The sequence below is a fragment of the Paenibacillus sp. FSL R5-0475 genome, from assembly GCF_038004585.1.
In the GTDB taxonomy this organism is placed as follows: Bacteria; Bacillota; Bacilli; order Paenibacillales; family Paenibacillaceae; genus Paenibacillus_AQ.
This window is the reverse complement of the sequence record NZ_JBBORK010000001.1, coordinates 2156650-2179369: the sequence shown is the minus strand read 5'-3', so window position 1 is coordinate 2179369 and position 22720 is coordinate 2156650. Positions and strand designations below refer to the sequence as shown.

23 protein-coding genes and 1 riboswitch are annotated in these 22720 nt (G+C 42.7%); of the genes, 21 read left to right on the top strand and 2 right to left on the bottom strand.

The annotated features are described in order from the left end of the window. Nucleotides 1-46: 46 nt before the first annotated feature. Nucleotides 47-382 carry a hypothetical protein gene (locus tag MKX41_RS09470; protein WP_042188628.1) on the bottom strand — a complete coding sequence of 112 codons (336 nt, stop codon included), beginning with the start codon at nucleotides 380-382 and terminating at the stop codon, nucleotides 47-49. Between the two features lie 212 nt (nucleotides 383-594). Here MKX41_RS09470 and MKX41_RS09465 point away from each other — a divergent pair, with 212 nt between their 5' ends. The 17 genes from MKX41_RS09465 to MKX41_RS09385 all read left to right on the top strand — a co-directional run bounded on the left by MKX41_RS09465 (nucleotide 595) and on the right by MKX41_RS09385 (nucleotide 17682). Next, entirely contained in the window at nucleotides 595-1443 is an 849-nt protein-coding gene (locus MKX41_RS09465) for an ABC transporter ATP-binding protein (RefSeq protein ID WP_340969880.1), read from the top strand. Continuing rightward, complete coding sequence (locus tag MKX41_RS09460) at nucleotides 1440-2126, top strand: ABC transporter permease (protein ID WP_339241440.1); 687 nt, start codon at nucleotides 1440-1442, stop codon at nucleotides 2124-2126. The genes MKX41_RS09465 and MKX41_RS09460 overlap by 4 nt, the downstream gene beginning before the upstream one ends. A 74-nt stretch (nucleotides 2127-2200) precedes the next feature. Beyond that, nucleotides 2201-2244: riboswitch (PreQ1 riboswitch) on the top strand. Between the two features lie 163 nt (nucleotides 2245-2407). Then, nucleotides 2408-2881 (top strand): preQ(1) synthase, encoded by a 474-nt coding sequence (queF, locus tag MKX41_RS09455; RefSeq protein ID WP_042193989.1) that lies wholly within the window; start codon nucleotides 2408-2410, stop codon nucleotides 2879-2881. Nucleotides 2882-2910: 29 nt separating this feature from the next. Beyond that, on the top strand, nucleotides 2911-3573 hold the full coding sequence (queC, locus tag MKX41_RS09450) for a 7-cyano-7-deazaguanine synthase QueC (protein WP_076283604.1): 663 nt from the start codon (nucleotides 2911-2913) through the stop codon (nucleotides 3571-3573). Continuing rightward, nucleotides 3573-4055, top strand: a complete 483-nt coding sequence (locus MKX41_RS09445) for a 6-pyruvoyl trahydropterin synthase family protein (protein ID WP_076283605.1) — start codon at nucleotides 3573-3575, stop codon at nucleotides 4053-4055. Before queC ends, MKX41_RS09445 begins: the two co-directional genes overlap by 1 nt. Then, a complete protein-coding gene (gene queE, locus MKX41_RS09440) occupies nucleotides 4048-4770 on the top strand; it encodes a 7-carboxy-7-deazaguanine synthase QueE (protein ID WP_340969878.1) in 723 nt (240 codons plus the stop codon). The genes MKX41_RS09445 and queE overlap by 8 nt, the downstream gene beginning before the upstream one ends. Nucleotides 4771-4898: 128 nt before the next feature. After that, the gene (locus MKX41_RS09435; protein WP_042188616.1) at nucleotides 4899-5423 is read left to right on the top strand and encodes a cysteine hydrolase family protein; all 525 of its coding nucleotides are present in this window, start codon (nucleotides 4899-4901) and stop codon (nucleotides 5421-5423) included. Beyond that, nucleotides 5424-6242 (top strand): VanW family protein, encoded by an 819-nt coding sequence (locus tag MKX41_RS09430; RefSeq protein ID WP_340969874.1) that lies wholly within the window; start codon nucleotides 5424-5426, stop codon nucleotides 6240-6242. A gap of 80 nt (nucleotides 6243-6322) precedes the next feature. After that, entirely contained in the window at nucleotides 6323-7459 is a 1137-nt protein-coding gene (locus tag MKX41_RS09425) for a zinc-dependent alcohol dehydrogenase (protein ID WP_340969871.1), read from the top strand. 141 nt (nucleotides 7460-7600) lie between these two features. Further along, entirely contained in the window at nucleotides 7601-8515 is a 915-nt protein-coding gene (locus MKX41_RS09420; RefSeq protein ID WP_340969868.1) for a DMT family transporter, read from the top strand. 32 nt (nucleotides 8516-8547) lie between these two features. Beyond that, on the top strand, nucleotides 8548-9393 hold the full coding sequence (locus tag MKX41_RS09415; RefSeq protein ID WP_340969865.1) for a class I SAM-dependent methyltransferase: 846 nt from the start codon (nucleotides 8548-8550) through the stop codon (nucleotides 9391-9393). A gap of 232 nt (nucleotides 9394-9625) precedes the next feature. After that, nucleotides 9626-11125 carry a sugar ABC transporter ATP-binding protein gene (locus tag MKX41_RS09410; RefSeq protein ID WP_340969862.1) on the top strand — a complete coding sequence of 500 codons (1500 nt, stop codon included), beginning with the start codon at nucleotides 9626-9628 and terminating at the stop codon, nucleotides 11123-11125. Nucleotides 11126-11157: 32 nt separating this feature from the next. After that, on the top strand, nucleotides 11158-12150 hold the full coding sequence (locus tag MKX41_RS09405; protein WP_340969859.1) for an ABC transporter permease: 993 nt from the start codon (nucleotides 11158-11160) through the stop codon (nucleotides 12148-12150). A gap of 60 nt (nucleotides 12151-12210) precedes the next feature. Continuing rightward, nucleotides 12211-13191 carry an ABC transporter substrate-binding protein gene (locus MKX41_RS09400; protein WP_340969857.1) on the top strand — a complete coding sequence of 327 codons (981 nt, stop codon included), beginning with the start codon at nucleotides 12211-12213 and terminating at the stop codon, nucleotides 13189-13191. A gap of 113 nt (nucleotides 13192-13304) precedes the next feature. Next, complete coding sequence (locus tag MKX41_RS09395; RefSeq protein WP_076298712.1) at nucleotides 13305-14915, top strand: response regulator; 1611 nt, start codon at nucleotides 13305-13307, stop codon at nucleotides 14913-14915. Continuing rightward, nucleotides 14912-16696, top strand: coding sequence for a cache domain-containing sensor histidine kinase (locus tag MKX41_RS09390; RefSeq protein ID WP_340969854.1), 1785 nt, complete (start codon nucleotides 14912-14914; stop codon nucleotides 16694-16696). Before MKX41_RS09395 ends, MKX41_RS09390 begins: the two co-directional genes overlap by 4 nt. Continuing rightward, the gene (locus MKX41_RS09385) at nucleotides 16693-17682 is read left to right on the top strand and encodes a substrate-binding domain-containing protein (protein ID WP_076298710.1); all 990 of its coding nucleotides are present in this window, start codon (nucleotides 16693-16695) and stop codon (nucleotides 17680-17682) included. Before MKX41_RS09390 ends, MKX41_RS09385 begins: the two co-directional genes overlap by 4 nt. Nucleotides 17683-17747: 65 nt before the next feature. On the opposite strand, the gene MKX41_RS09380 is transcribed toward MKX41_RS09385, so the two are convergent. Next, nucleotides 17748-18632 carry a LysR family transcriptional regulator gene (locus MKX41_RS09380; protein WP_076283614.1) on the bottom strand — a complete coding sequence of 295 codons (885 nt, stop codon included), beginning with the start codon at nucleotides 18630-18632 and terminating at the stop codon, nucleotides 17748-17750. 332 nt (nucleotides 18633-18964) lie between these two features. Between MKX41_RS09380 and MKX41_RS09375 the strand changes: the two genes are divergently transcribed. The 4 genes from MKX41_RS09375 to pstB all read left to right on the top strand — a co-directional run bounded on the left by MKX41_RS09375 (nucleotide 18965) and on the right by pstB (nucleotide 22600). Continuing rightward, nucleotides 18965-19897, top strand: a complete 933-nt coding sequence (locus tag MKX41_RS09375; protein ID WP_042132223.1) for a phosphate ABC transporter substrate-binding protein — start codon at nucleotides 18965-18967, stop codon at nucleotides 19895-19897. 97 nt (nucleotides 19898-19994) lie between these two features. After that, nucleotides 19995-20891: a phosphate ABC transporter permease subunit PstC gene (gene pstC, locus MKX41_RS09370; protein WP_076298709.1), complete on the top strand. Its 897-nt coding sequence runs from the start codon at nucleotides 19995-19997 to the stop codon at nucleotides 20889-20891. Further along, a complete protein-coding gene (gene pstA, locus MKX41_RS09365) occupies nucleotides 20888-21784 on the top strand; it encodes a phosphate ABC transporter permease PstA (protein WP_042128135.1) in 897 nt (298 codons plus the stop codon). The genes pstC and pstA overlap by 4 nt, the downstream gene beginning before the upstream one ends. Nucleotides 21785-21823: 39 nt before the next feature. Next, nucleotides 21824-22600, top strand: coding sequence for a phosphate ABC transporter ATP-binding protein PstB (gene pstB / locus MKX41_RS09360; protein WP_042188599.1), 777 nt, complete (start codon nucleotides 21824-21826; stop codon nucleotides 22598-22600). Nucleotides 22601-22720: the final 120 nt, after the last annotated feature.

Below are 22720 nucleotides of genomic sequence, written 5' to 3'. Positions count from 1 at the left end.
GAGCCCACAGATTATTGTGGGCTCTTTTGCTGTCATTACATATGGTTTAATCCACTGAAAGGGTATATTTAGCTCTTTCAGTAGTTATTTCCGCCTTGCGATCACTTATGTCCTCAATCCGAAGCCCGTCAATAGCTAAGTCATAGGTGGAGTGTGGTAGCGATACTAGCTCACCATCGGCGTTTAAAGTGCTGCCAAATCCTTTTAATATTAATGCACTCCCAAGATAATCATCGATAACATCCTCCGCACTCCGAAACTCAACAGCCTCTAGATTAAAATGAATTTTATCCAGATCACGAAGCTCCTTCTTTTCAATTACAATAGTTTCATTCACATGACTGTTAATCCAGTCCATAAGTTTCTGTATACTTTGTTCCATTAGATGATCCCACCCTTACCTCGAAGATTATTATGTTTAAGTTACCCTTTTCTTAGGATTTGAATCCTTATTTTTGCCACATCTGAGCGGATTTGAACAAAGGAAGGTACTAAGGAATAGCGAATGTTACAGAATAGCAACAACAGAGATAATCCTCTACAACCAGAATAAGGATAGAAGAAAGTTAACTATTCTAAAAAGGGGGAGTGTTATTGATTCAGCTAACTGATGTCTCAAAATATTATCAGGAGAGGTGTGCAGTTGATCGAATTACTTTCACGGTGGAGAAAGGTGAGGTCTTTGGATTTCTAGGTCCCAATGGTGCAGGGAAGACTACAACGATGCGAATGATGACAGGGCTTCTTCAGTCTACAAGCGGAGAAATTTTAATTAATGGCATGAATATTTCACGTCATAAAAAAGATATCCATGCTCAAATTGGTGTTGTTTTCGAGCTTCCGAACCTATACATGCGTAGTTCTATTCGAAATAATCTGGAGCTGTTCGCTGATCTGTATAGGGTAGCAGGAAATCGAGTGAATGAAGTCATGGAAACCCTCCAGCTGTTAGATAAGGAAAAAGCTAAAGTAAGCAGCTTATCCAAAGGCTGGAAGCAGCGTGTTCTAATCGCTAGAGCATTATTACATAAGCCTCAAGTGTTGTTTTTAGATGAGCCTACAAGTGGGTTAGATCCAAATTCAGCTTCACTCATACGTAATCACGTCAAGAGAATTCAAGAAGAAGGCACAACCATCGTCTTAACGACGCATGATATGCACGAAGCCGAGGCATTAAGCGATAGAGTGGGCATCATGCACGCTGGTGCCTTGGTGGCACTCGATGAACCGCATAGACTTAAGACCATTTATGGTAAACCAGAAATTGAAGTTAAATATCAGCAGGATGGGAAAGTGGTTATGAAATCCTGGCCGATTGCAGAAGAAGCTACTAAAGATCATATCTATCAGTTAATGTCTACGAATCAAATTCTAAGTATGCACAGTAAAGAAGCTTCGCTGGCAGATGTATTCGCTGCCCTGACGGGAAGTGAGCTAAGTTGAGTTATCAGATATGGAAGCTGTATAAACATGAAAGTAAGGATATACTGCGTAATCCTGCGACTGTAATTCTAATAATTTTGCCTATATTTATGGCTAAAATCATCATCACTGTAGTGGACAAGAGCGGTTTGGACTTCATGCTTCTTTCTACATGGATATTATTTGCGCAAGTGATGGTTGGGATCATGATTACCGGCCCAGGATTAATTGAGGAGAGGGAGAGTAAGACTTATGATGCGCTGTTGATTACTCCGCTAAGCAGAGGCCAGATTATTACTGCGAAAGCTGGATCTGTTCTTGTTTTTTCTTTGTTATCACAGCTGATTGTTTATGTACTAAATCAAGGTTTGACAATGGATTTACTCCCTTCCTTATTGTATATGTTATTGGGTGGAATTATCTTTGTGCAAGTTGGAATTATCATTGGTTTAAAGGTAAGTTCCTCCAAAAATGGTTCAGCCATCAGCTCCGCATTTATGGTCGTTTTTTTCTTAGTAGCTTCTGTGTACGTCGCTCTTCCAGAGTGGACCTATCCGATCTTTGTTATTCTGCCAAGTATTGAAATCGTCCAGAATTTGAACAGTATTCTAAATGGAGAAGGAGTATTGCTCCTAGAAAGCCTGCTTTTGCTCTTGTGGATTGTGGTGCTTTCGCTCTGGATTTGGAAGACGGGCAAAGCGTAGAACTTGTCAGAAGCAAATTACCGTGGTATAGTTCAAGACGCAATATGCATGAAGAAGAAGTCTGCACGGATTGTGCAGGAGAGGTTCGCGAACTCCCTCTATAAAAAACTAAGAGTATATTAAATCTTATAAGCGGATGCAGTCCTTAACCCGGATGTTGCTTCCGTTTCTTCTTAGTGGAGCAAAGTTTTCGAAATCTCGTTCTTCTTTCCATTACCGGCCAAGGCCGAAGGAAAAGAGAGGGGTTTTTTGTCGTGTCAGAAGGAAGATTGAAAGAGGAAATGCAAGAAGTCACTTTACTTGGTAATCAGGGAACGCAGTACAAGTTTGGTTATGATCCAGCTATTCTTGAGGTGTTTGATAACAAGCATCCAGGGCGTGATTATTTTGTTAAATTCAACTGCCCTGAGTTTACTAGCTTATGTCCTGTTACAGGTCAGCCGGATTTTGCCACACTGTATATTTCGTATATTCCTGAACAGAAAATGGTGGAATCTAAATCATTAAAGCTGTATCTGTTTAGCTTCCGTAACCACGGTGACTTTCATGAGGACTGCGTCAACATTATTATGAATGATCTGATCTCACTGATGGACCCACGATACATTGAGGTATGGGGCAAGTTCACTCCGCGTGGAGGAATATCTATTGATCCTTATTGCAACTATGGAAGACCGGGTACGAAGTATGAGGCGATGGCGGAGCACCGCTTAATGAATCACGACCTCTATCCGGAAAAAGTGGATAACCGCTAATCCCAACAAGTTGATAAGGAGAGATTAAGATGAACAAAAAAGCACTCGTCGTATTTAGCGGCGGACAAGATAGCACCACTTGCCTGGTTTGGGCAATGAAGCAGTTTGAGGAAGTGCAGGTAGTTACCTTTAATTATAATCAGCGTCATGCGGCTGAAATCGAAGTTGCTACAGAAATAGCAGCTAAGTTTAATGTAAAACAGCATATCCTTGATCTTGGGCTGCTTAATCAGCTGGCACCAAATGCACTAACCCGCCAGGATATTGATATCGTTGCTGGCGAAGGTGATGAGCTTCCTAGTACATTTGTTGACGGACGGAATCTGTTATTTTTGTCTTTTTCCGCAATATTAGCTAAACAATTGGGTTACTCCCATATCGTCACTGGTGTCTGCCAAACGGACTTTAGCGGGTATCCGGACTGCCGTGATGTATTTGTGAAATCATTGAATGTTACGCTGAATTTATCTATGGACTATGAGTTTGCGATACACACTCCATTGATGTGGCTGGATAAAAAAGAAACGTGGAAGATGGCAGATGAACTTGGTTATTTTGATTATGTTCGCGAACACACATTGACCTGTTACAACGGTATTATTGGCAGTGGCTGCGGTACTTGTCCAGCCTGTCTGTTGCGTCAGCGTGGTCTTGAGCAATATGAGGCGGAGAGAATGGAGGCCGGTTCTTAATGCTTAACGAGGTTTCAGTCTGCAAAATATTTACGTTTGATGCGGCGCATCAACTAATTGGTCACAAAGGGAAATGCAGCAATCTGCACGGACATACTTATAAGCTCGAAGTAGTGCTTAAGGGCAAACCAGAGGCTACGGAAGGTCATTCAGACGAAGGGTTTGTTATTGACTTCAGCGATATCAAGGCGACTGTACAACAAAGCCTTGTAGATCGTTTAGATCACGCTTTTCTTGCTATGGGAAATGAACCTGTGTTAGAGACGTTAACGAATACGGGCTCCAAAGTAGCCTTGTTGTCATTCCGCACCACAGTGGAGAATATGTCTTCATATATTGCCTACAAGCTTAAGCAAGCAGGGTTGCCTTTGTACTCGGTAAAGCTATGGGAGACTCCAACCTCCTGGGCAGAGGTGCTGGCTGAAGATGTTCCGGATGAAGGGCCATCCTACCGTTTATATGGAGGCTGTGACTGTGAGTAAGATTCCTGTAATTGAAATGTTCGGTCCGACTATTCAAGGCGAAGGTGCGGTAATTGGAGTGAAGACGATGTTTGTCCGCACCTATGGCTGCGATTATCGCTGTGGCTGGTGTGACTCTGCTTTTACTTGGGATGGTACTGCTAAGGATAAGGTTCGAATGATGACCTCGGATGAAATTATGAATGAACTTTTAGCTATAGCTGGAGATAATTTCGACTGTGTTACGATTTCAGGCGGAAATCCTGCTTTGATTGGTGACGGGATGGGCACTTTTATTAACCTGCTACATGAGCGCGGGATTCAAGCTGCAATAGAAACTCAGGGGAGTAAATGGCAGGAGTGGTTCAATGACGTGGATGTGCTGACAATTAGCCCTAAACCCCCAAGCTCAGGAATGACGACGAATTGGGAAATTCTAGATAACATCATGAGTAAAATGGAGAAACTGGGTCGTTCTATGCATAGCTTGAAGGTCGTAGTGTTTGACGATAAGGATTTTGATTATGCAAAAGACATTCACCAGCGATATCCCAATGTGCAGCTCTTTCTGCAGCCTGGGAATGATGATGTCACTGAAGAAGGCGACATTTCTGCTCGACTTTTGGGAAGGCTGGAATGGTTGTTTAATAAAGTAATCGTAGACTCTGAGATGAATAGAGTACGTGTCCTTCCACAGCTGCATGCATTGATCTGGCATAATAAGCGTGGCAAGTAAAAAGTATTTAAATGTAACGGGTGTCTGCTCAGCAGATGCCCTTTTTTTATTGATTTAAGCCTTTAAATAGGTAGATAGAATGTCCCATAATCTGGTATGATTTTCATAAAAATTGTAGGAGGTACTAAATGGGAAATTCAACTGCACTATTAATTATCGATGTTCAAGAAGCTATGTTCTCCTATCCTGATCAAAAGCTGTACGATGAAGAGGGTGTAATGGAGAGAATTATTTCCCTTCAGAACAAAGCTAGGGTAGCAGGTACTCCAATAGTTTATATTCAACACACCGAAGATGAGGAATATACAAAAGGTACGCCCACATGGCAGATCAGTCACCGCATCACACCGCAGGAAGGTGAAGTTATTGTGGAGAAGCCTACTTGGGATGCTTTTCACCGAACCGAACTGCAAGAGGAGCTACAGAAGCTGGGGATCACGAATCTGGTGATTTGTGGGATGCAAAGTGAGTTCTGCCTAGATACGACAATAAGACGCGCATACAGTATGGGTTATAAGAGTGTTCTCGTACAAGATGCTCATAGCACCTTTGATAATGGGGTACTGAATAGTAGTGAGATCGTTAAGCATCATAATGCAGTAATCGGAGGGAGATTCGCCCAGTTACGAGCTGAAAGCGAGGTTCAGTTCTAGATGAGTACACCTCAGGCTGCCATGAAACCTATTCAGCGTTCTCGACTTAGACTATTTGCCGGAAAGCGATATTTTATTTGGAAAAGATATTTGAAATGGTGCACTAGCCGCAGCAAGGTGGCGAAGCAGCGCACTAGTGAAATTTTATCTAATGAAGTGATGACTCATGCTACACCGTTATTAAGAAGTCTACGGAATGTAGATATGGTGCTTCAATACAATAAAATAACCAATTTACGTCTGGCGATAGCGAAGCTGGATGGGCTCATGGTGCGCCCGGGTGAGACTTTTTCCTATTGGAGAAGCATCGGTAAGCCCAGTAAGCGAAAAGGGTATCTAGAGGGGATGGTACTGCATTATGGTGGCTTCCATTCTGGAGTCGGCGGGGGACTGTGCCAGTTGTCCAATCTGATCTACTGGATGACACTGCATACACCTCTTACGGTTACAGAACGGCATCGGCACAGCTATGATGTATTTCCAGATGAACAGCGTACACAGCCATTTGGAAGCGGGGCCACCTGTTCTTATAATTATTTGGATCTTCAAGTGAAGAATAACACGAATCAAACGTATCAATTAAAGCTCTGGCTGGATGACAGCCATTTGCATGGGGAATGGAGATGCGATGAGCAGTCCCTTTATAAATATGAAGTGTATGAAAGTGATCATTGGATTAGTTTAGAACCTTGGGGAGGGTATATACGCAGTAACAAGATTAGTCGAAAAGTATATACACGGACCGGAGAGCTAGTTGGAGATGAAGCTGTAACCGATAACTATGCGCTTATGATGTATTCTCCGCTTCTTCATGGATAAGAGGATAGGCATAGGGATATAACATAGAAAGGTGTGATCCTTATATCTCTATACCATTTCCAAAGGAGCGGATTAACAGCATGAAAGCATTAACCTACCAAGGGAAGAAGAAAGTGAAAGTTAAAGAGGTAGCTGATCCGAAGATTGAGAAAAAGGATGATATTATCGTTCGAATTACTTCTACAGCGATTTGTGGCTCAGATCTGCACATTTTTAACGGTGAAATTCCAGGTATGCATGATGACTATGTTATTGGTCATGAGCCCATGGGGATTGTTGAGGAGATCGGTCCAGACGTAACTAAAGTCAAGAAAGGCGACCGGATCATTATTCCATTTAATGTAGCCTGTGGTCAGTGCTACTTCTGCCAGCATGAGATGGAGAGTCAATGCGACAATGCTAATGACGCCAAGGATACAGGCGGATATCTGGGTTATTCCGATACTTATGGGGGCTTTGCAGGAGGGCAAGCCGAATTACTGCGGGTTCCTTATGGTAATTTCGGCCCTTTTGTCGTTCCTGAGGATGCAGAAATGGAAGATGAGAAAATTCTTTTCTTATCTGATATTGTACCTACTGCTTGGTGGGGAGTAGAAAGCGGCGGAGTGAAGCCAGGGGATACAGTCATTGTTCTCGGCTGCGGGCCTGTTGGACTGCTTACTCAGAAGTTTGCCTGGATCAAAGGCGCCTCAAGAGTAATTGCAGTTGATCATATTGGCTACCGTCTGCAGCATGCGAAGCTGACCAATAATGTCGAAATTTACAACTTTGAAGAGATTAAGGATATTGAAGCTCATTTGAAGGAGATAACACATGGGGGCGCAGATGTAGTTATTGACTGTGTAGGTTTGGATGCCAAAATATCTGCTTTGGAGAAAGTGGAAACCACTCTGAAGCTACAGGGAGGCTCACTCAGTGCATTTAGAATGGCCTCGGATATCGTACGTAAATTCGGAACTATTCAGCTTGTAGGAGTTTATGGGCTTAATTACAATATGTTCCCTTTGGGTCATCTATTTGAACGCAACATTACTTTAAAAATGGGACAGGCTCCAGTGATTCACTATATGCCTTTGCTTTATAAGATGATTAAAGAGAATAAATTTGATCCAACAGATATCATTACACATCGCTTGCCTATCAGCAAAGCGGAGCATGGCTATGACATTTTTAGTGAGAAAAAAGAGGATTGCATCAAGGTGGTTCTGAAACCTTAGCCTTTAAGAAGCATGAGCTCTCGTCAGAAATGACATTGCTTATGCTTTTTTTAGTGAAATCTAATGAAAATAGATGCATTTTTTCACGGTCTGCGTTAAATTAACATAAGTGACTTAAGATAGTGAAAGGACGCGTACCATGTGAAGCTTAAAAAACCGCCACTTCCTATTCCGATTTTAATGTTGATTGGGATTGTGGCCATCTCTTTTTCCGCCATTTTTATTAAGTGGTCTGCAGCGCCAGCGTCTATACAAGGAATGTATCGGCTGTTGTTCACCTCGCTGCTGATGTTGCCTTTTGCAAGACCATACAGCGGAGCAGCGTTCGCTCTTCGTAAAAAAGACTGGATCATGCTAGTGCTCTCAGGCACTATGCTAGCTCTACATTTTTTGCTTTGGATGGGCTCTTTGAAGTATACTTCGGTAGCTAGTTCAACGATGATCATGGCGCTGGAGCCAGTGTTTATTATGCTGGGCGTTTATTTTTTGTATAAGGAAAGAACGGCTGTGTCTGCTATTCTGGGGCTGAGTATTGCTATTAGCGGAGTAGTGTTTATCGGCTGGGGAGATATTGGTATCTCTGCAGATAATCTTAAAGGTGATTTGTTATCGGTTGGAGGAACAGTCGCGGTAGCTGTGCATATGCTTATCGGTCAAAAGCTTGTAGTGCGCATGCCCTCATACCTGTACAGCTTGATAGTCTTCTTATCAGCGGCTGGTGTGTTTGCCATTTACAATCTGTTCATGGGGATTTCCTTTTTTAATTATCCTGCGAATGAGTGGGGGATTTTCCTATTGCTAGCAGTTGTTCCTACGGTGTTTGGTCATATTTTATTTAATTGGCTGCTTCAGTATGTATCCGCAACTACGGTATCTATGAACATCTTAGGAGAACCAGTGGGGGCTAGTATCCTTGCTTATCTGCTCTTGGGTGAACAATTAACTGCGCTACAATGGGCAGGTGGACTTTTGGTTATGTTAGGACTGGGCGTATATTTGTACGCTGGAAGAAAGAAAACGATTCAGGTGGCAGATGCCATTCAGAATGCTTCATAACAGATATTTTAATCATAAAGGGGTCGCAAGGTATGGAAGAACAAGATCAAAATTTAGAACTGCATCCTGGAAAAGGCACTGCGCCAACGAGTGAGGAACTATGGAACGAAGACACGTACACAGCTTGGGTTGCTCGATTTGGTACACCGTCTGAGGCTGCAGCCAAGTTAATCAAGGAACCAAGTGCAAAGCTGTACCCGCTCTCTTCTTATTTTGGAGATGTACAGGGTAAAAAGATGATGAATCTCATGGGATCAAACGGAATGAAGGCAGTTGCGCTGTCATTACTTGGAGCGGATGTTACTGTTGCTGACTTCTCAGAAGCTAATGCGCGTTATGCAGCTGATCTCGCACAAGAAGCAGGTGTTCAGCTTAACTATATCGTATCGGATGTTCTTAAGCTGCCAGATCACGTGCTCGATGGTTCATATGATATCGTATTTGCTGAATTAGGAATTGTACACTACTTTACCGACCTAGCACCGTTTATGGAAACCGTCCGCCATTTACTTTCTCCTGGTGGGATTTTTGTTCTACGTGATTTCCATCCTGTGACAACTAAGCTTATATCCTCTAAGGGTTCTACAGCGAAGGTTCGTAAGCACAAAGTTAGCGGGGACTATTTCGATACGACATTGGAAGAAAAAAAGGTCTCGTACTCTAAGTATTTGCCTTCCACAGGCAAACCAATAGACGAACAGGAACATAGCGTTGTATATTGGCGCCGCTGGACGCTTGGAGAAATTGTAACAGCTGCTGCCAGTTCCGGGCTTGTGATCCGCCAATTGATCGAAGAACCCAATCTATCCTCGGATGTTTATGATAAAGGAATACCAAAGACATTCACCTTGGTGGCAGGAAAGGGTCAGAACCTGTAGGCTATTCGAATGTAACTGTTATACACATATGAGCTTATCTAAAGGCTACTTCGTCCGTAAAAGGACGGTGTAGTCTTTTTTGCTTGCTTCAAAACATAAAATTTTAAACTTTTTTACGGAGAATATTCCATTACATTGGAAACTTATAGGTAATACAATAATTTTACATTCAACATTTGAAAGCGATTACTTTACAAAAAGGCAATCATAAAGGATTTGAGGTGGATATGAAATGGACGAAGTATTACTACGAATGGCGGGGATTGATAAATTTTTTCCTGGTGTTCATGCATTGAATCAATGTCAATTTGAGCTGAAGCGTGGGGAAGTGCATGCCTTAGTCGGTGAAAATGGCGCAGGAAAGTCTACCTTAATGAAGATTGCAACAGGAGTCTATTCCAAGGATGCGGGTCAGATGTGGTACAAGGGATCTGAGGTGGAGATTGCTAATACTCGCGCTGCGCAGGAACTCGGGATTAGTATCATTCATCAGGAACTGAATCTAATGCCGCATCTTACAGTGGCCCAAAATATATTTATTGGTCGTGAGCCGCGCAAGGCGCTGAAATGGTTCGTTGATGATCTGGAGCTAAATCGTAAGGTGCAGGAACTGTTTGATCAGATGAATCTAAAACTAGATCCGAAGACTTTGGTCTCAGATCTGACAGTTGCTAATCAGCAAATGGTTGAAATCGCCAAAGCTTTGTCCTTCAATGCGGAGGTACTGATCATGGATGAACCAACTGCAGCGTTGACAGATACGGAAATTAACGAGTTATTCCGTATGATCGAGCAATTACGAGAAAAAGGTGTAGGTATTATATACATCTCTCACCGCATGGATGAGTTGAAACGGATCACAGACCGCATTACAGTCATGCGGGATGGTTGTTACGTGGATACTGTTCGGACGGATTCAATAACTATTGATCAGATTATTAGCATGATGGTTGGTCGTGAACTGTATCAAACGTCGAAGCCAACACATTCGTTACAGACAGAGCAAGTCGTACTAGAGGTTCGAAACTTATCCAGTGGGCAAATGTTGAAGGATATCAGCTTTCATCTGAATAAAGGTGAGATTCTGGGCTTCGCTGGATTAATGGGCGCTGGACGTACTGAGGTTGTTCGTGCCGTATTTGGGGCTGATCCTATCGATAAGGGTGAGATTAAGCTGCATGGAAATACGGTTCGTATAAAACAGCCTCACCAAGCCGTGCAGCATGGAATTGGCTATTTGTCCGAAGATCGCAAACGCTACGGGCTGCTTGTAGATATGGACATTAGCATGAATAATGCGATTGCTTCCTTCTATAAATTCTGTAATGCATTCGGATGGATGAGGGATCGGGAGATGCGAAAGTCCGCGGAGCAGCATGCGGAAGCACTAGCAACCAAGACTCCAAGTGTAAGTCAAAAAGTCAAATTCTTATCCGGTGGGAATCAGCAAAAAGTAGTTATCGGGAAATGGTTAACGAGAGATTGCGATGTGTTGATCTTTGACGAGCCAACACGTGGTATTGATGTAGGAGCGAAAAGTGAGATCTATAAGTTGCTTGATCAGCTAGCAGGTGAGGGAAAAGCGATCATTATAGTCTCTTCAGATCTCCCAGAGATTCTAAGAATGAGCCATCGCATTATTGTCATGTGTGAAGGACGTATAACTGGTGAACTACTCGCAGAAGAAGCATCGCAAGAAGCGATAATGAAATATGCGACGATGCGTTCATAATCGTTCAAGAGTTTATCGGAGGTGTCAGGGTCATGAAGATTGCAGATAAAGGGACTAGCCAGCCTATCAGCTCTAAGCAAAGCGGGGCGCAATCAGGGTTTAAACAAAAATTATTAGCATTCGCAAGTTTGATCATTCTGGTCATCGTATTTTCCGTAGCATCAAGTAACTTTTTTCAGTTTTCTAACCTAGTTGGAATCCTCGTCTCGACAGCTGTAATTGGAGTATTAGCGCTGGGTGCAACCTTTGTAATTATTACGGGTGGGATCGACCTTGCTTTGGGTACTGTGATGACCTTCTCCTCGGTGATGGTTGGCGTCATCATTACATTCTGGGGCCTACCTGTTCCACTCGGAATTGTAGGCGGGATTCTAGCTGGTGCACTATGCGGTTTTATAAGTGGTTTAATGGTGGCGAAAATGAATATTCCTCCTTTCATTGCTACTCTGGCGATTATGATGGTCACTAAAGGATTATCACTTGTCATAACGGGTGCCAAGCCGATTTATTTCAATGATGATCCGATTTTTGCCAAGATTGCAATGGGCAAGATGATCCCAGGCATTCCTAACACCATCGTAATCTTCTTATTGCTCGGTGTTATCGCAAGCATCATCTTGTCGAAGACCATTATTGGACGCTATAACTTTGCACTTGGCAGCAATGAAGAAGCAACTCGCTTATCAGGTGTGAATACGGTCAAATGGAAGATTGTGATCTATACCATCACAGGGATTTTCAGCGGAATCGCTGGTATCCTGATGGCATCACGTCTAAATTCAGCCCAGCCATCACTTGGCACTGGTTATGAACTTGAAGCTATAGCGGCTGTCGTCATTGGAGGCACATCTTTAAGCGGGGGCGTAGGTTCTATTCTAGGTACAATTATTGGTGCACTGATTATGAGTGTACTGACGAATGGCTTACAGATTATGTCCGTTGCTCAGGAATGGCGGACAGTCATTGTTGGTGTTGTCATCATCATAGCAGTGTATGCTGATATTCTTCGCAGACGGAAGCAATGAACGAGGTATTATCTCCATACGGAGTGATATACAAAGCAAATGACGAGGGGGAAGATTTAAATGAAACAACGTCGAAGAGGGATTATCATGCTTGCCAGTTTGTTATTGGCTACTACCTTACTTGGTGCTTGTAACAACAGTGATAGCAAAAAGAGTTCATCCGGTTCAGACAAACCATATATCCCAGTCATTTCAAAAGGCTTCCAGCATCAATTCTGGCAAGCGGTGAAGCAAGGAGCCGAGAAGGCTGCCAAGGAGTTTAATGTCGAGATTACGTTTGAAGGACCTGAAAATGAGAGTCAGGTAGATAAACAAATTGAGATGCTGCAGACGGCGCTAGATAAGAAACCAGCAGCAATCGCGTTAGCAGCTCTCGATAGCAAAGCAGCGATTCCATATCTGGAAAAGGCAAAGGAAAACAATATTCCAATCATTGGCTTTGACTCTGGTGTAGATAGCGATATTCCTGTAGCAACCGCAGCGACTGACAATAAAGCGGCAGCAGCTTTGGCAGCTGATAAAATGGCTGAGTTGATCGGCAAAAAGGGTAAAGTAGGTTTAGTTGTACATGACCAAACAAGCAGCACAGGTCAACAGCGTCGTGATGGCTTCTTAGAACAAATGAAAGCGAAATATCCAGATATTGAAGTGTTAGAGCCGCAATATGGCGGCGGAGATCAGTTGAAGTCCACGGATCTTGCAAAAGCGATGATGCAAGCCAATCCGGACCTTAAAGGAATCTATGGCTCAAACGAAGGATCTGCAGTAGGAGTAGCTAATGCAGTAAATGAATTACAGATGGGTGGTAAGATTGTGGTTATCGGCTTTGACTCCGGTAAACAGTTAATGGATGCTATTCGTAGTGGTGTTGTAGCTGGCGCTGTTACACAGGACCCCATTGGTATTGGGTATCAAGCGGTGAAGGCAGCTGTGCAGGCGATTAAAGGGGAAACCGTAGAAAAGAATATTGATACCGGGTTTCACTGGTACGATAAGAACAATATAGATTCCGATGAGATCAAACCTCTGCTGTACGAATAGAAGAGATTAATAATAGAGGTTGCCTCAAGAAGGCAACCTCTATTATGCTTATCCCAAAAGGTAAACATTTACATTACATGTACTCGATGAGTCAATAGCTGAGGAGGTGTTGGATGTATAAGATTATTCTAGTTGATGATGAAGACGAGGTTCGTGAGGGGATTAAACAGAAGATAGCATGGAATAATCATGGTTTTGAACTTGTTGGAGATTTCGATAACGGCAGAGATGCCCTTGATGCAGTCGAGCAGTATCGACCGGATGTGATTATTACAGATATTTGCATGCCCTTTATGGATGGACTAGGATTGGCTAAAGCTGTAATGGAACGATACCGGGACATGAAGGTCATTATCGTAACTGGTTATGAAGACTTCGAATACGCTAAACAGGCTATAACCTTGAAGGTGACGGAATATTTGTTAAAACCAATTAATGCTCGTGAGTTTGCCGAATATCTAAGCAAGATGAAGCAGGGTTTGGATGAAGAGCATTTACAAAAGTCCAATATCGCTAAGCTTCGTATGCAATTAAATCAGAGCTTTCCTTTGCTTCGCGAACGTTTTCTGGAGAAGCTTGTTACTACTCGTATGAAAAACGACGAGATCGAGAATAAAATGAATTATTTTCATATACAGCTGCGGGGTGAGGCTAACCTTGCACTCGTAATCGATATAGAAATGGACAATCGTAGCCTGGATATTGCTTCTGATGCTGAGCTGCTGCGCTTTGCAGCTTTTAACATTGTGCAGGAGCAACTTGAGAAGGAGCAGGGCGGTGTCGTATTTCAGACGAGAGATGGGAAATTCGCTGCGATATTATCAGGGGATTCCGAAGAGATCGAAGTCACAACACAACTTCTTGCAGATCAAGTACAAACCAGCCTGAACAAGTATTTGAAGCTGACGGCTACCATCGGCATCGGTAGAAAATACGTTGATTTACAGCAAATTCCACAATCATTCCAGGAAGCGATTTCATCCATAGAATATCGATATCTTTTAGGCATAGATAAGGTTATCTCCATACAGGATCTTGAGTTCGGCAAAGGATTGGATCAAGCACATTTCTCTTCATGGGAAAAGCAATTCATATCCGCGTTGAAGACAGGTAAAGCATCAGCGATCTCAGAGGTCCTCTCAAAATGGTTTCAGGAGCTAAAGAGCAATAGCTCTTCTATAGAAGACTGCCGCAGTAGCATCTACCAAATGCTCGTTTCTCTAATGAACTATGTGGTCGATATCGGATTCCCAAATACAGAGCTTGTTTCGCATAATATGTTTGCTGAGGTTGCAGCCCTTAAGACTTTAGATGAAGCTAGGAATTATTTGGAGAGAACTTGCCATGAGTTGATACTCAAGCTATCGGAACAAAGAACAACCGTCAGAACCTCTCAGATGAAAGCAGCAGAAGCTTATATTCGGGAGAATTATTGTAATGACAGCTTTTCACTTAATGAGCTCTGCAGCCATATTTTTATGAGCATCAGTTATTTCAGTGCGACTTTTAAACAGCATACTGGAGAGACTTTTATTGAGTATTTGACTCGTCTCCGTTTGGAAAAAGCTAAAGAGCTCCTTACCGTCACACAGTTGAAGACTTATGACATCGCTGCTAGAGTTGGCTATGCTGATCCTCAGTACTTTAGTGTGATTTTCAAACGTAATGTTGGGATCACACCGAAGGAATATCGACAGCGACAGAAGGAGAATCTCCTTCTATGAAACCTCATCGCTTCTTCCGAAGTCGAAGTATTCATAATAATATCGCTATTTCTTTTTCCCTTCTTATTCTCTGCACAACTATAGTTCTGAGCTATACTTCATACCGACTCTCCTCAGCTGCCGTCATGGGGAATTCCGTAGCCTATACTTCACAATTAATAGAACAAGTAAAACTGAACATCGAGAATTATATTAGTAACATGGAGAGTATTGCTGCTTTGGTATTAACTAGTAGTGATCTTGAGAGATATGTAGAAGGTTCGAGTTCGGGACAAGAAGGGAAAGTCAAAGATAAGCAGTTAGCCAGCCAATATCTTCGATCTGTCGTCCAATCCCGCACCGACATTTCTTCTATAGTGTATGCAGGCTCGGAGGGTATAACGGTTTCAGATCGACTGGACGCGGTTTTGAAACCGCTTCCTGAGTTGATTGCTCAAGAGTGGTATCAGCAAGCTTTGAACCAGACGGGAGTCGCTGTCTCCTCTTCACATGTGCAGCACTTATTTCAGGATGAATATCGTTGGGTAGTGTCGATCAGTAGAAAGCTATCAGATACCTTTTCAGAAATGGAAGCAGATCGACAAGGTGTGCTACTTGTAGATCTTAATTACAGCGTTATTAACAATTTGTGCAAACAAATCGAACTGGGAAAACGCGGCTATGTATTCATCGTAGATCCGTCAGGGAGCCTAGTCTATCATCCTCAACAGCAGCTGATCTACTCGCAGCTTAAGTTTGAGCAATTGGAAACCGTTCTTGGGATTAAAAGCGGGTCGGTTACAGTGAACACAGGGAACGAGCAGAAGCTGTACACGGTGGATACAACCAGCTTTGGTTGGAAGATTGTGGGGGTGACCTATCCAGATGATCTGGTTGCTAACAAACAGCAGATGCAAGGTACAGCTGCCTTGTGGGGAGCAGTAAGTCTCATCTTTGCCATGGCTATATCTGTGCTTCTTTCGTACGCACTAACTAAGCCACTCAAGAATCTTGAAATAAACATGAAAAAGGCTGAACGCGGAGAGTTCGACATTCGTGTGGAAATTGAGAGCACGAACGAAATTGGCAAGCTTGCCCGAACATTTAATCTGATGATCATGAAGATTAAAGAGTTAATGAGCCAGATTGTGATGGAGCAAGAGATGAAGCGTGTGAGTGAGTTGAAGGCATTACAAGCACAGATTAAGCCCCACTTTTTGTACAATACGCTAGACTCGATCATCTGGATGGCAGAGACCGGTAAGATGGAGGAGGTGGTCGAAATGACCTCATCATTATCGAAGCTGCTGCGTTCTACGATTGGTGAGGGCGAGGAATTGATTCCGATCGCAAGAGAATTAGAACATATTCGACACTATCTAACGATTCAGAATATGCGCTATCGCCATAAATTCACATATTCGATCGAAGTGGATGAAGACATTCTTGAATGCAGTATATTAAAATTGGTCCTTCAACCCTTAGTTGAAAATGCGATTTATCATGGGATAAAGCATAATCCTGAGCAAGGGCACATCCTGATTAGAGGTAAAAGAGAGCAAAACGATATTACCATTCAGGTTATTGATAATGGTGTTGGTATGAATCCAGAGCAGATGAACAAGTTATTGCTTCAAAAGGCAGATTACAGGATTGGCAGTGGGGTTGGCGTCGCAAATGTGAACCATCGCATTCAGCTATATTTCGGGGACCATTACGGGTTGTCTTTTACGAGTGAAATGGAAGAAGGGACGACGGTCACTTTAAGAATTCCTGCGCTCTATGAGGAGGAGAATCCATGAGCTCACTATGGTCGAAAATAGGCTTGTCTGCTCTACTGTTATTCTTCATTGTAGCGCTCGGGTGTGTAGGTTATCGTATGTTTATGAACGATCTTGATCCAAAGGTCAGAACCATTATCTACGTTCCTAAGACTATCGATACCAGTATTGAATTCTGGGAGGTAATGAAACAAGGGGTGGCGACTGCTGCCAAGGAATTCGGTGCAGATGTCCATACGGTAGGAACAGATACCGAGCTAGATGTAGATAAGCAGATTCAATTACTGGAACAGGCGATTGAGGAGAAGCCTGATGCCATTATTTTGGCTGCTACCGACTATTATCGTCTCGTTCCGGTTGCAGAGCAGATTAAGGCGGCTGGTATCACTCTTATTACGGTGGATTCGGGACTGAACGGCGGTGTATCGGAGAGTTTTATAGCTACAGATAATTATGAAGCAGGCCGTAAAGCAGCGCAGAAGTTGATTGAAAATATTCAAAGCGACGATCAAGTCGCCATTATGAATTTTGTACAAGGCTCCGCTACAGCTATCGAAAGGGAGAAAGGGGTTCGGGATGCTTTATCTCAGAATGGAGTTAATCTTGTGCAGGATACTCTTTACAGTAACGGATCTTCGAAGAAGGCATATCAATTAACTGTTGATCTTCTAAAGAATCAGCCACAACTAAAGGGAATCATTGGCTTAAATGAGCCCTCTACATTAGGTGCGGGACTGGCAATTATGGATATGGGCTTAAAATCAAAAGTGAAGCTGGTTGGGTTCGACAATTCCAGTAGTGAGGTTCAGTTGCTGGAGAACGAAACGATGCTGGGAACGGTGATTCAAAAACCTTTTACTATGGGGTACTTGGCTGTGAAAACCGCACTTGAAGTCGTTTCAGGTCACAAAGTAGCTCCTGTTATGGATACAGGCTCCGAATTCATTACGAAGGAAAATATGTACACAAGTGAGAATGAAAAGTTAATGTTTCCCTTTATAGAATAAGCAAATAAGAGCGCTCAAAACCATTTTGGCTTTGGGTGCTCCCTTTTATAAAATAGAAGGACCTATTAGTTGTTGTTTAATATATCGGCAAAAGATTGCTGCAACGGTGTTAATATATGATCTTTTCGCCAAGCCAGTACAAAACCACCGCTCTCAGGCAAAACTCCCGGTAGAGGAGCATAACAAAGACGACCTAACGCAAGTTCTGCTTCAATGCTAACTCTAGAACAAATACCTACGCCATCTCCCTCGCTAACTAACATCTTTAGAGTTTCAGGTGAATTCAACTCGGATCGGTTCCACAAGCGAATATGATTTATTTCTGCCCATTGATCCGCAAATCCCCGTAAACAAGAACCACCCTCATACTGAATCCAAGGCTCAAGCGCGATCTGTTCTGGTGTTAACTTCTCTATAGTTGCAAAAGGGTGACCAGGGGCAAAAATGAGCACAGGCTCGTCGCGGACAACCAGCTGAAAGTTAAAGGATTCATCATGCCAATCAGAAGTGTGTAAAATAGCCATTTGAATTTCTCGGCTTCGGAGTCGTTCCTTTAACAAAATATCACTTTGGATCGACATTGAATTATTAATCCCAGGATATTGTTTCATGAATTGGATTAGCGCTTTAGGTAAAATATAAGTTGCAGGTATATAACTTGCTTCCAGCTTTAAAGTACCTTGTGTTGGTGAAGAAAACTGTTTAACAGTACGTTCAGCTTCAGCTGTAAGTGAGACAATCTTGAGCGCATATTGATAAAGGGCCCGACCCGCATCTGTGAGCAGTACTCTTCCACTTCGATATTGGAATAAAGGCGTTCCAAATTCATTCTCTAGATTCTTCATATGAAAAGATACTGTGGGTTGTTTAAGGCCTAATTCAGCAGCTACATCGGTTACTTTCTTATATTTTTCAAGTAGGATAACGATCTTTAACTTCATAATATTCATGACTTTCCTCCGTACAATGATAAGTTGGATAACAAATTATATCTCCATTATAGATTAAATCTATACATATATATAGTTTCTATTGGTATTTTTATCGTTGGCTTTACAAAGTTAAGAAGTTTCTCTAACGAACGAGCTCTAGAATAAGAAGAGTCAGAGGGGCTAAGAAGCTCCGGACAACAACAATAACATATGCGTACAATGCACTTTTACAGTAAACAAGCATATGGGGGCCAAAGCTCCACAACACCATGTTAAAGCTTGCGAAGCCAGTTCCGTATGAACTGTATGAGGAAGCCGTGCTAACAAAACATTTAGGAGGAGACAAAACAATGCAATTCAAAAAATCTTGGGTTATGACTTTGGCTTTAACAAGCGTACTAGCACTTTCAGCTTGCGGTAATGGTGGGGCAAACAACACGGGAGGAAACGCTGCAGCTACAAATGAAGGTAGCGGCGCTAAAATAAGTGGTTCGATTCTAGCTTCAGGTTCAACAGCACTACAACCATTGGTTGAGCTAGTAGCCGAGAATTTCATGGATAAAAATGCTGGTGTGGACATTCAGGTTCAAGGCGGCGGCAGTGGTACTGGTCTTACTCAAGTAGCTGAGAAACAAGTAGATATCGGTAACTCTGACGTATTCGCAGAAGAAAAACTAAAAGATGCAGATGCAGAAAAAGCAGCAGCTCTTGTAGATCATCAAGTAGCAGTAGTAGCGATCGCAGCAGTAACCCATCCGGATGCTGGAGTAGACAGCTTGACTAAGCAACAGCTTATCGATATTTTTACAGGAAAAGTTACAAACTTTAAAGAAGTTGGCGGAGCGGATCAAAAAATCCAAATCATCAACCGTCCAGGCAGCTCCGGTACTCGTGCAACCTTTGAAAGCTTTGCACTTGGAACTAAAACTGAAGATATCCCAGGATCGATTCAAGAAGATTCCTCCGGTACTGTTAAGAAAATGATCGGAGAAACTCCAGGGGCTATCGGTTATCTGGCTCTTTCATACCTTGATGACTCAATCAAAACACTTAGCCTTGATGGTGTAGAAGCATCTGTAGACAATGTTATTTCTGGTAAATATCCAGTATGGGCTTACGAGCACATGTACACAAACGGCGAACCAAATGAAACAGTAAAAGCATTCCTTGACTTTTTCTTGACAGACGAAGTACAAACAGGTGAAGTCGTTGAGCTTGGATACATTCCAGCAGTAAAAATGCAAGTTACTCGTGACGTTGCAGGAAATGTTACAGCTAAGTAATTCACTTCTAAGTAATTTGTAAGGATTAGAATCTCAAGTGATTAGAGGCGGATACATCTGCCTCTCTTTTCACTTTAGAAAGAGGGAGCAATTAAGGGTGAAACTAAAGAACTCACGCATCGAGAAACATCATATTGAAGATTTTGTGGGACGTACATATATGTCCTTCTGTGTACTGCTATTGATAACAATCATTGTATCGATGGTATATTTTGTGGCGTCTAAAGGTATTTCAACTTTCACAAGCGGTGATGTTAGCGTTACTGATTTTCTATTCGGAACAAAGTGGTCACCTGAAGCAGATACGCCATCCTTTGGTGCTTTTCCGTTTATTACTGGATCCTTCTTAGTTACTCTACTTGCAGCATTGATTGCTAGTCCACTTAGCCTTTGCGCTGCGCTGTTCATGACTGAGATTGTCCCAGGATGGGGCAAAAAATTGCTTCAGCCCGTAATCGAGCTGTTGGCAGGTATCCCTTCAGTTGTTTATGGTTTCATCGGATTAAGTGTTATTGTACCGTTTCTACGCAACAACCTGCCTGGTCAAGGCATCGGGGTAGCTGCAGGCGCGCTTGTGCTCTCGGTCATGATTCTTCCGACGATTACAAGCGTGGCTGCAGACGCGCTGGCTTCATTGCCGCAAAATTTAAAGGAATCCTCCTATGCGCTTGGTGCCACCCGGTGGCAGACGATCTCTCGAGTGATTATTCCGACAACGTTTCCTGCTATTATGACTGGTATTGTACTGGGGATGGCACGTGCATTCGGTGAAGCCCTTGCTGTACAGATGGTTATCGGGAATGCGCCATTCGTACCAAAATCACTCTTTGAATCAGCTTCTACCCTGACGAGTGTAATCACACTTGGAATGGGGAACACAACCATGGGCTCTGCGCACAATAATGCTCTGTGGAGTATGGCACTGGTTCTTATGTTGATGACCTTTGTATTTGTCTTCTTTGTGAGACTGCTTGAAAGGAGAAATAAAATTTGAAGCCGAGAACCGTAAATAAAATTGCCACAAGCCTTATTGTGTTTTTCGCATTGCTCATCGTAGCTATTCTGGTTGGTCTATTAGGATATATCCTCTTTCGAGGTCTTAGTCACATTAGTTGGGATTTTCTATTCTCTGCACCGCAAAAAATTCGAGCAGGTGGAGGAATTGGCCCTCAGCTATTCAACTCCTTATTCCTTTTGGTACTCACGCTAATAATTACAGTACCTCTAGGACTGGGTGCCGGTATTTACATGGCTGAATATGCTCGTCCGGGAAAAATCACCGGCTTTATTCGCTTAATTGTTGAGGTATTATCTTCGTTCCCTTCAATCGTAGTCGGCTTGTTTGGTCTATTGCTGATTGTTAACTATTTCAATCTTGGCTTTTCATTAATCTCTGGAGCACTGGCATTGACGGTCTTTAATCTACCGCTGATGGTTCGGATTACTGAGCAAGCTTTCCGTAGTGTTCCGAAGCAACAAAAAGAGGCTGGTTTTGCACTAGGATTGTCCAAGTGGAAAATCGTAACCTCCGTGTTATTCCCAGTAGCATTACCAACGATTATTACCGGTACTATTTTGTCCGCTGGCCGTGTCTTTGGGGAAGCAGCCGCGTTGATGTTCACTGCAGGAATGAGTAGCCCAAGACTAGATTTCACTAACTGGAATCCACTTAGTCCGAACTCACCACTGAATCCTTTCCGTCCAGCTGAAACACTGGCTGTTCATATCTGGAAGGTAAATAGTGAAGGCCTTGCTCCTGATGCCGCGCAAATTGCTGCGGGAGCTTCAGCAGTACTTGTAATTATGGTGTTGATCTTCAACTTGGCAGCACGTTATTTCGGTAGATTTATTTATCGTAAGCTTACAGCTTCAAAAAGAATGAACTAATTCCTAAAAACTAAAGTAGAGATGTAGGAGGAGTAATCGATGGGAACGTCGGCAACAGCAGTGCGTGAATCTTTTCAAACCGAGGACCTGAGTATTTTTTATGGAACATATGAGGCTGTAAAGGGGATTAGTCTTCCTTTTGCTGAAAATACGGTTACTGCACTGATCGGCCCATCCGGCTGCGGTAAATCAACCTTTCTTCGTTCACTGAACCGTATGAATGACGAAATCTCCGGATCAACAACCAAAGGAAGCATCTGGATTGATGGCGTTGATATTAATGCTCCTGGCACAGACGTTATCAAACTGCGTCAGAAGATCGGTATGGTTTGGCAAAAGCCCAATCCGTTCTATAAATCCATTTATGATAACATCGCCTTTGGACCGAAGTACCATGGGGTAAAAGGAAAAAAAGCACTCGATGAGATTGTAGAGAGCAGCCTTCGTAAAGCAGCATTGTGGGATGAAGTGAAGGACCGTTTAAAAGATTCAGCATTAGCTTTGTCCGGTGGACAACAGCAGCGCCTTTGTATTGCAAGAGCGTTGTCAGTTAACCCACAAATTCTACTCTTGGACGAACCAGCATCCGCACTAGATCCGGTTTCCACTGGTAAAGTAGAGGAGCTCATCAAGGAGTTAAAAGAAGAGCTTCGTATTGTAATTGTGACGCACAACATGCAGCAAGCTGCACGGATTTCTGATTATACAGCTTACTTCTATCTGGGATCCCTTATAGAATACGATAAGACGGATAAGGTTTTTACTAATCCAGAGAATCAAATGACACAAGAATATATCATGGGTCGTTTCGGCTGAAGCCTTTCAACATCGTTCCTTAGGGAACGGTGTTTTTTGTTTCTATTATTTGCAAATGGCAGATAGATACTGTATCATTAATGATAATGATTATCATTATTACTATAGGGAGTGGATCTC

Bases quoted from the DNA above. Each gene is read 5' to 3' on its own strand.
- MKX41_RS09470 (WP_042188628.1), bottom strand. From the start codon at position 382: ATGGAACAAAGTATACAGAAACTTATGGACTGGATTAACAGTCATGTG.
- queF (WP_042193989.1), top strand. From the start codon at position 2,408: ATGCAAGAAGTCACTTTACTTGGTAATCAGGGAACGCAGTACAAGTTT.
- queC (WP_076283604.1), top strand. From the start codon at position 2,911: ATGAACAAAAAAGCACTCGTCGTATTTAGCGGCGGACAAGATAGCACC.
- MKX41_RS09445 (WP_076283605.1), top strand. From the start codon at position 3,573: ATGCTTAACGAGGTTTCAGTCTGCAAAATATTTACGTTTGATGCGGCG.
- MKX41_RS09435 (WP_042188616.1), top strand. From the start codon at position 4,899: ATGGGAAATTCAACTGCACTATTAATTATCGATGTTCAAGAAGCTATG.
- MKX41_RS09430 (WP_340969874.1), top strand. From the start codon at position 5,424: ATGAGTACACCTCAGGCTGCCATGAAACCTATTCAGCGTTCTCGACTT.
- MKX41_RS09425 (WP_340969871.1), top strand. From the start codon at position 6,323: ATGAAAGCATTAACCTACCAAGGGAAGAAGAAAGTGAAAGTTAAAGAG.
- MKX41_RS09415 (WP_340969865.1), top strand. From the start codon at position 8,548: ATGGAAGAACAAGATCAAAATTTAGAACTGCATCCTGGAAAAGGCACT.
- MKX41_RS09410 (WP_340969862.1), top strand. From the start codon at position 9,626: ATGGACGAAGTATTACTACGAATGGCGGGGATTGATAAATTTTTTCCT.
- MKX41_RS09405 (WP_340969859.1), top strand. From the start codon at position 11,158: ATGAAGATTGCAGATAAAGGGACTAGCCAGCCTATCAGCTCTAAGCAA.
- MKX41_RS09400 (WP_340969857.1), top strand. From the start codon at position 12,211: ATGAAACAACGTCGAAGAGGGATTATCATGCTTGCCAGTTTGTTATTG.
- MKX41_RS09395 (WP_076298712.1), top strand. From the start codon at position 13,305: ATGTATAAGATTATTCTAGTTGATGATGAAGACGAGGTTCGTGAGGGG.
- MKX41_RS09390 (WP_340969854.1), top strand. From the start codon at position 14,912: ATGAAACCTCATCGCTTCTTCCGAAGTCGAAGTATTCATAATAATATC.
- MKX41_RS09385 (WP_076298710.1), top strand. From the start codon at position 16,693: ATGAGCTCACTATGGTCGAAAATAGGCTTGTCTGCTCTACTGTTATTC.
- MKX41_RS09380 (WP_076283614.1), bottom strand. From the start codon at position 18,632: ATGAATATTATGAAGTTAAAGATCGTTATCCTACTTGAAAAATATAAG.
- MKX41_RS09375 (WP_042132223.1), top strand. From the start codon at position 18,965: ATGCAATTCAAAAAATCTTGGGTTATGACTTTGGCTTTAACAAGCGTA.
- pstB (WP_042188599.1), top strand. From the start codon at position 21,824: ATGGGAACGTCGGCAACAGCAGTGCGTGAATCTTTTCAAACCGAGGAC.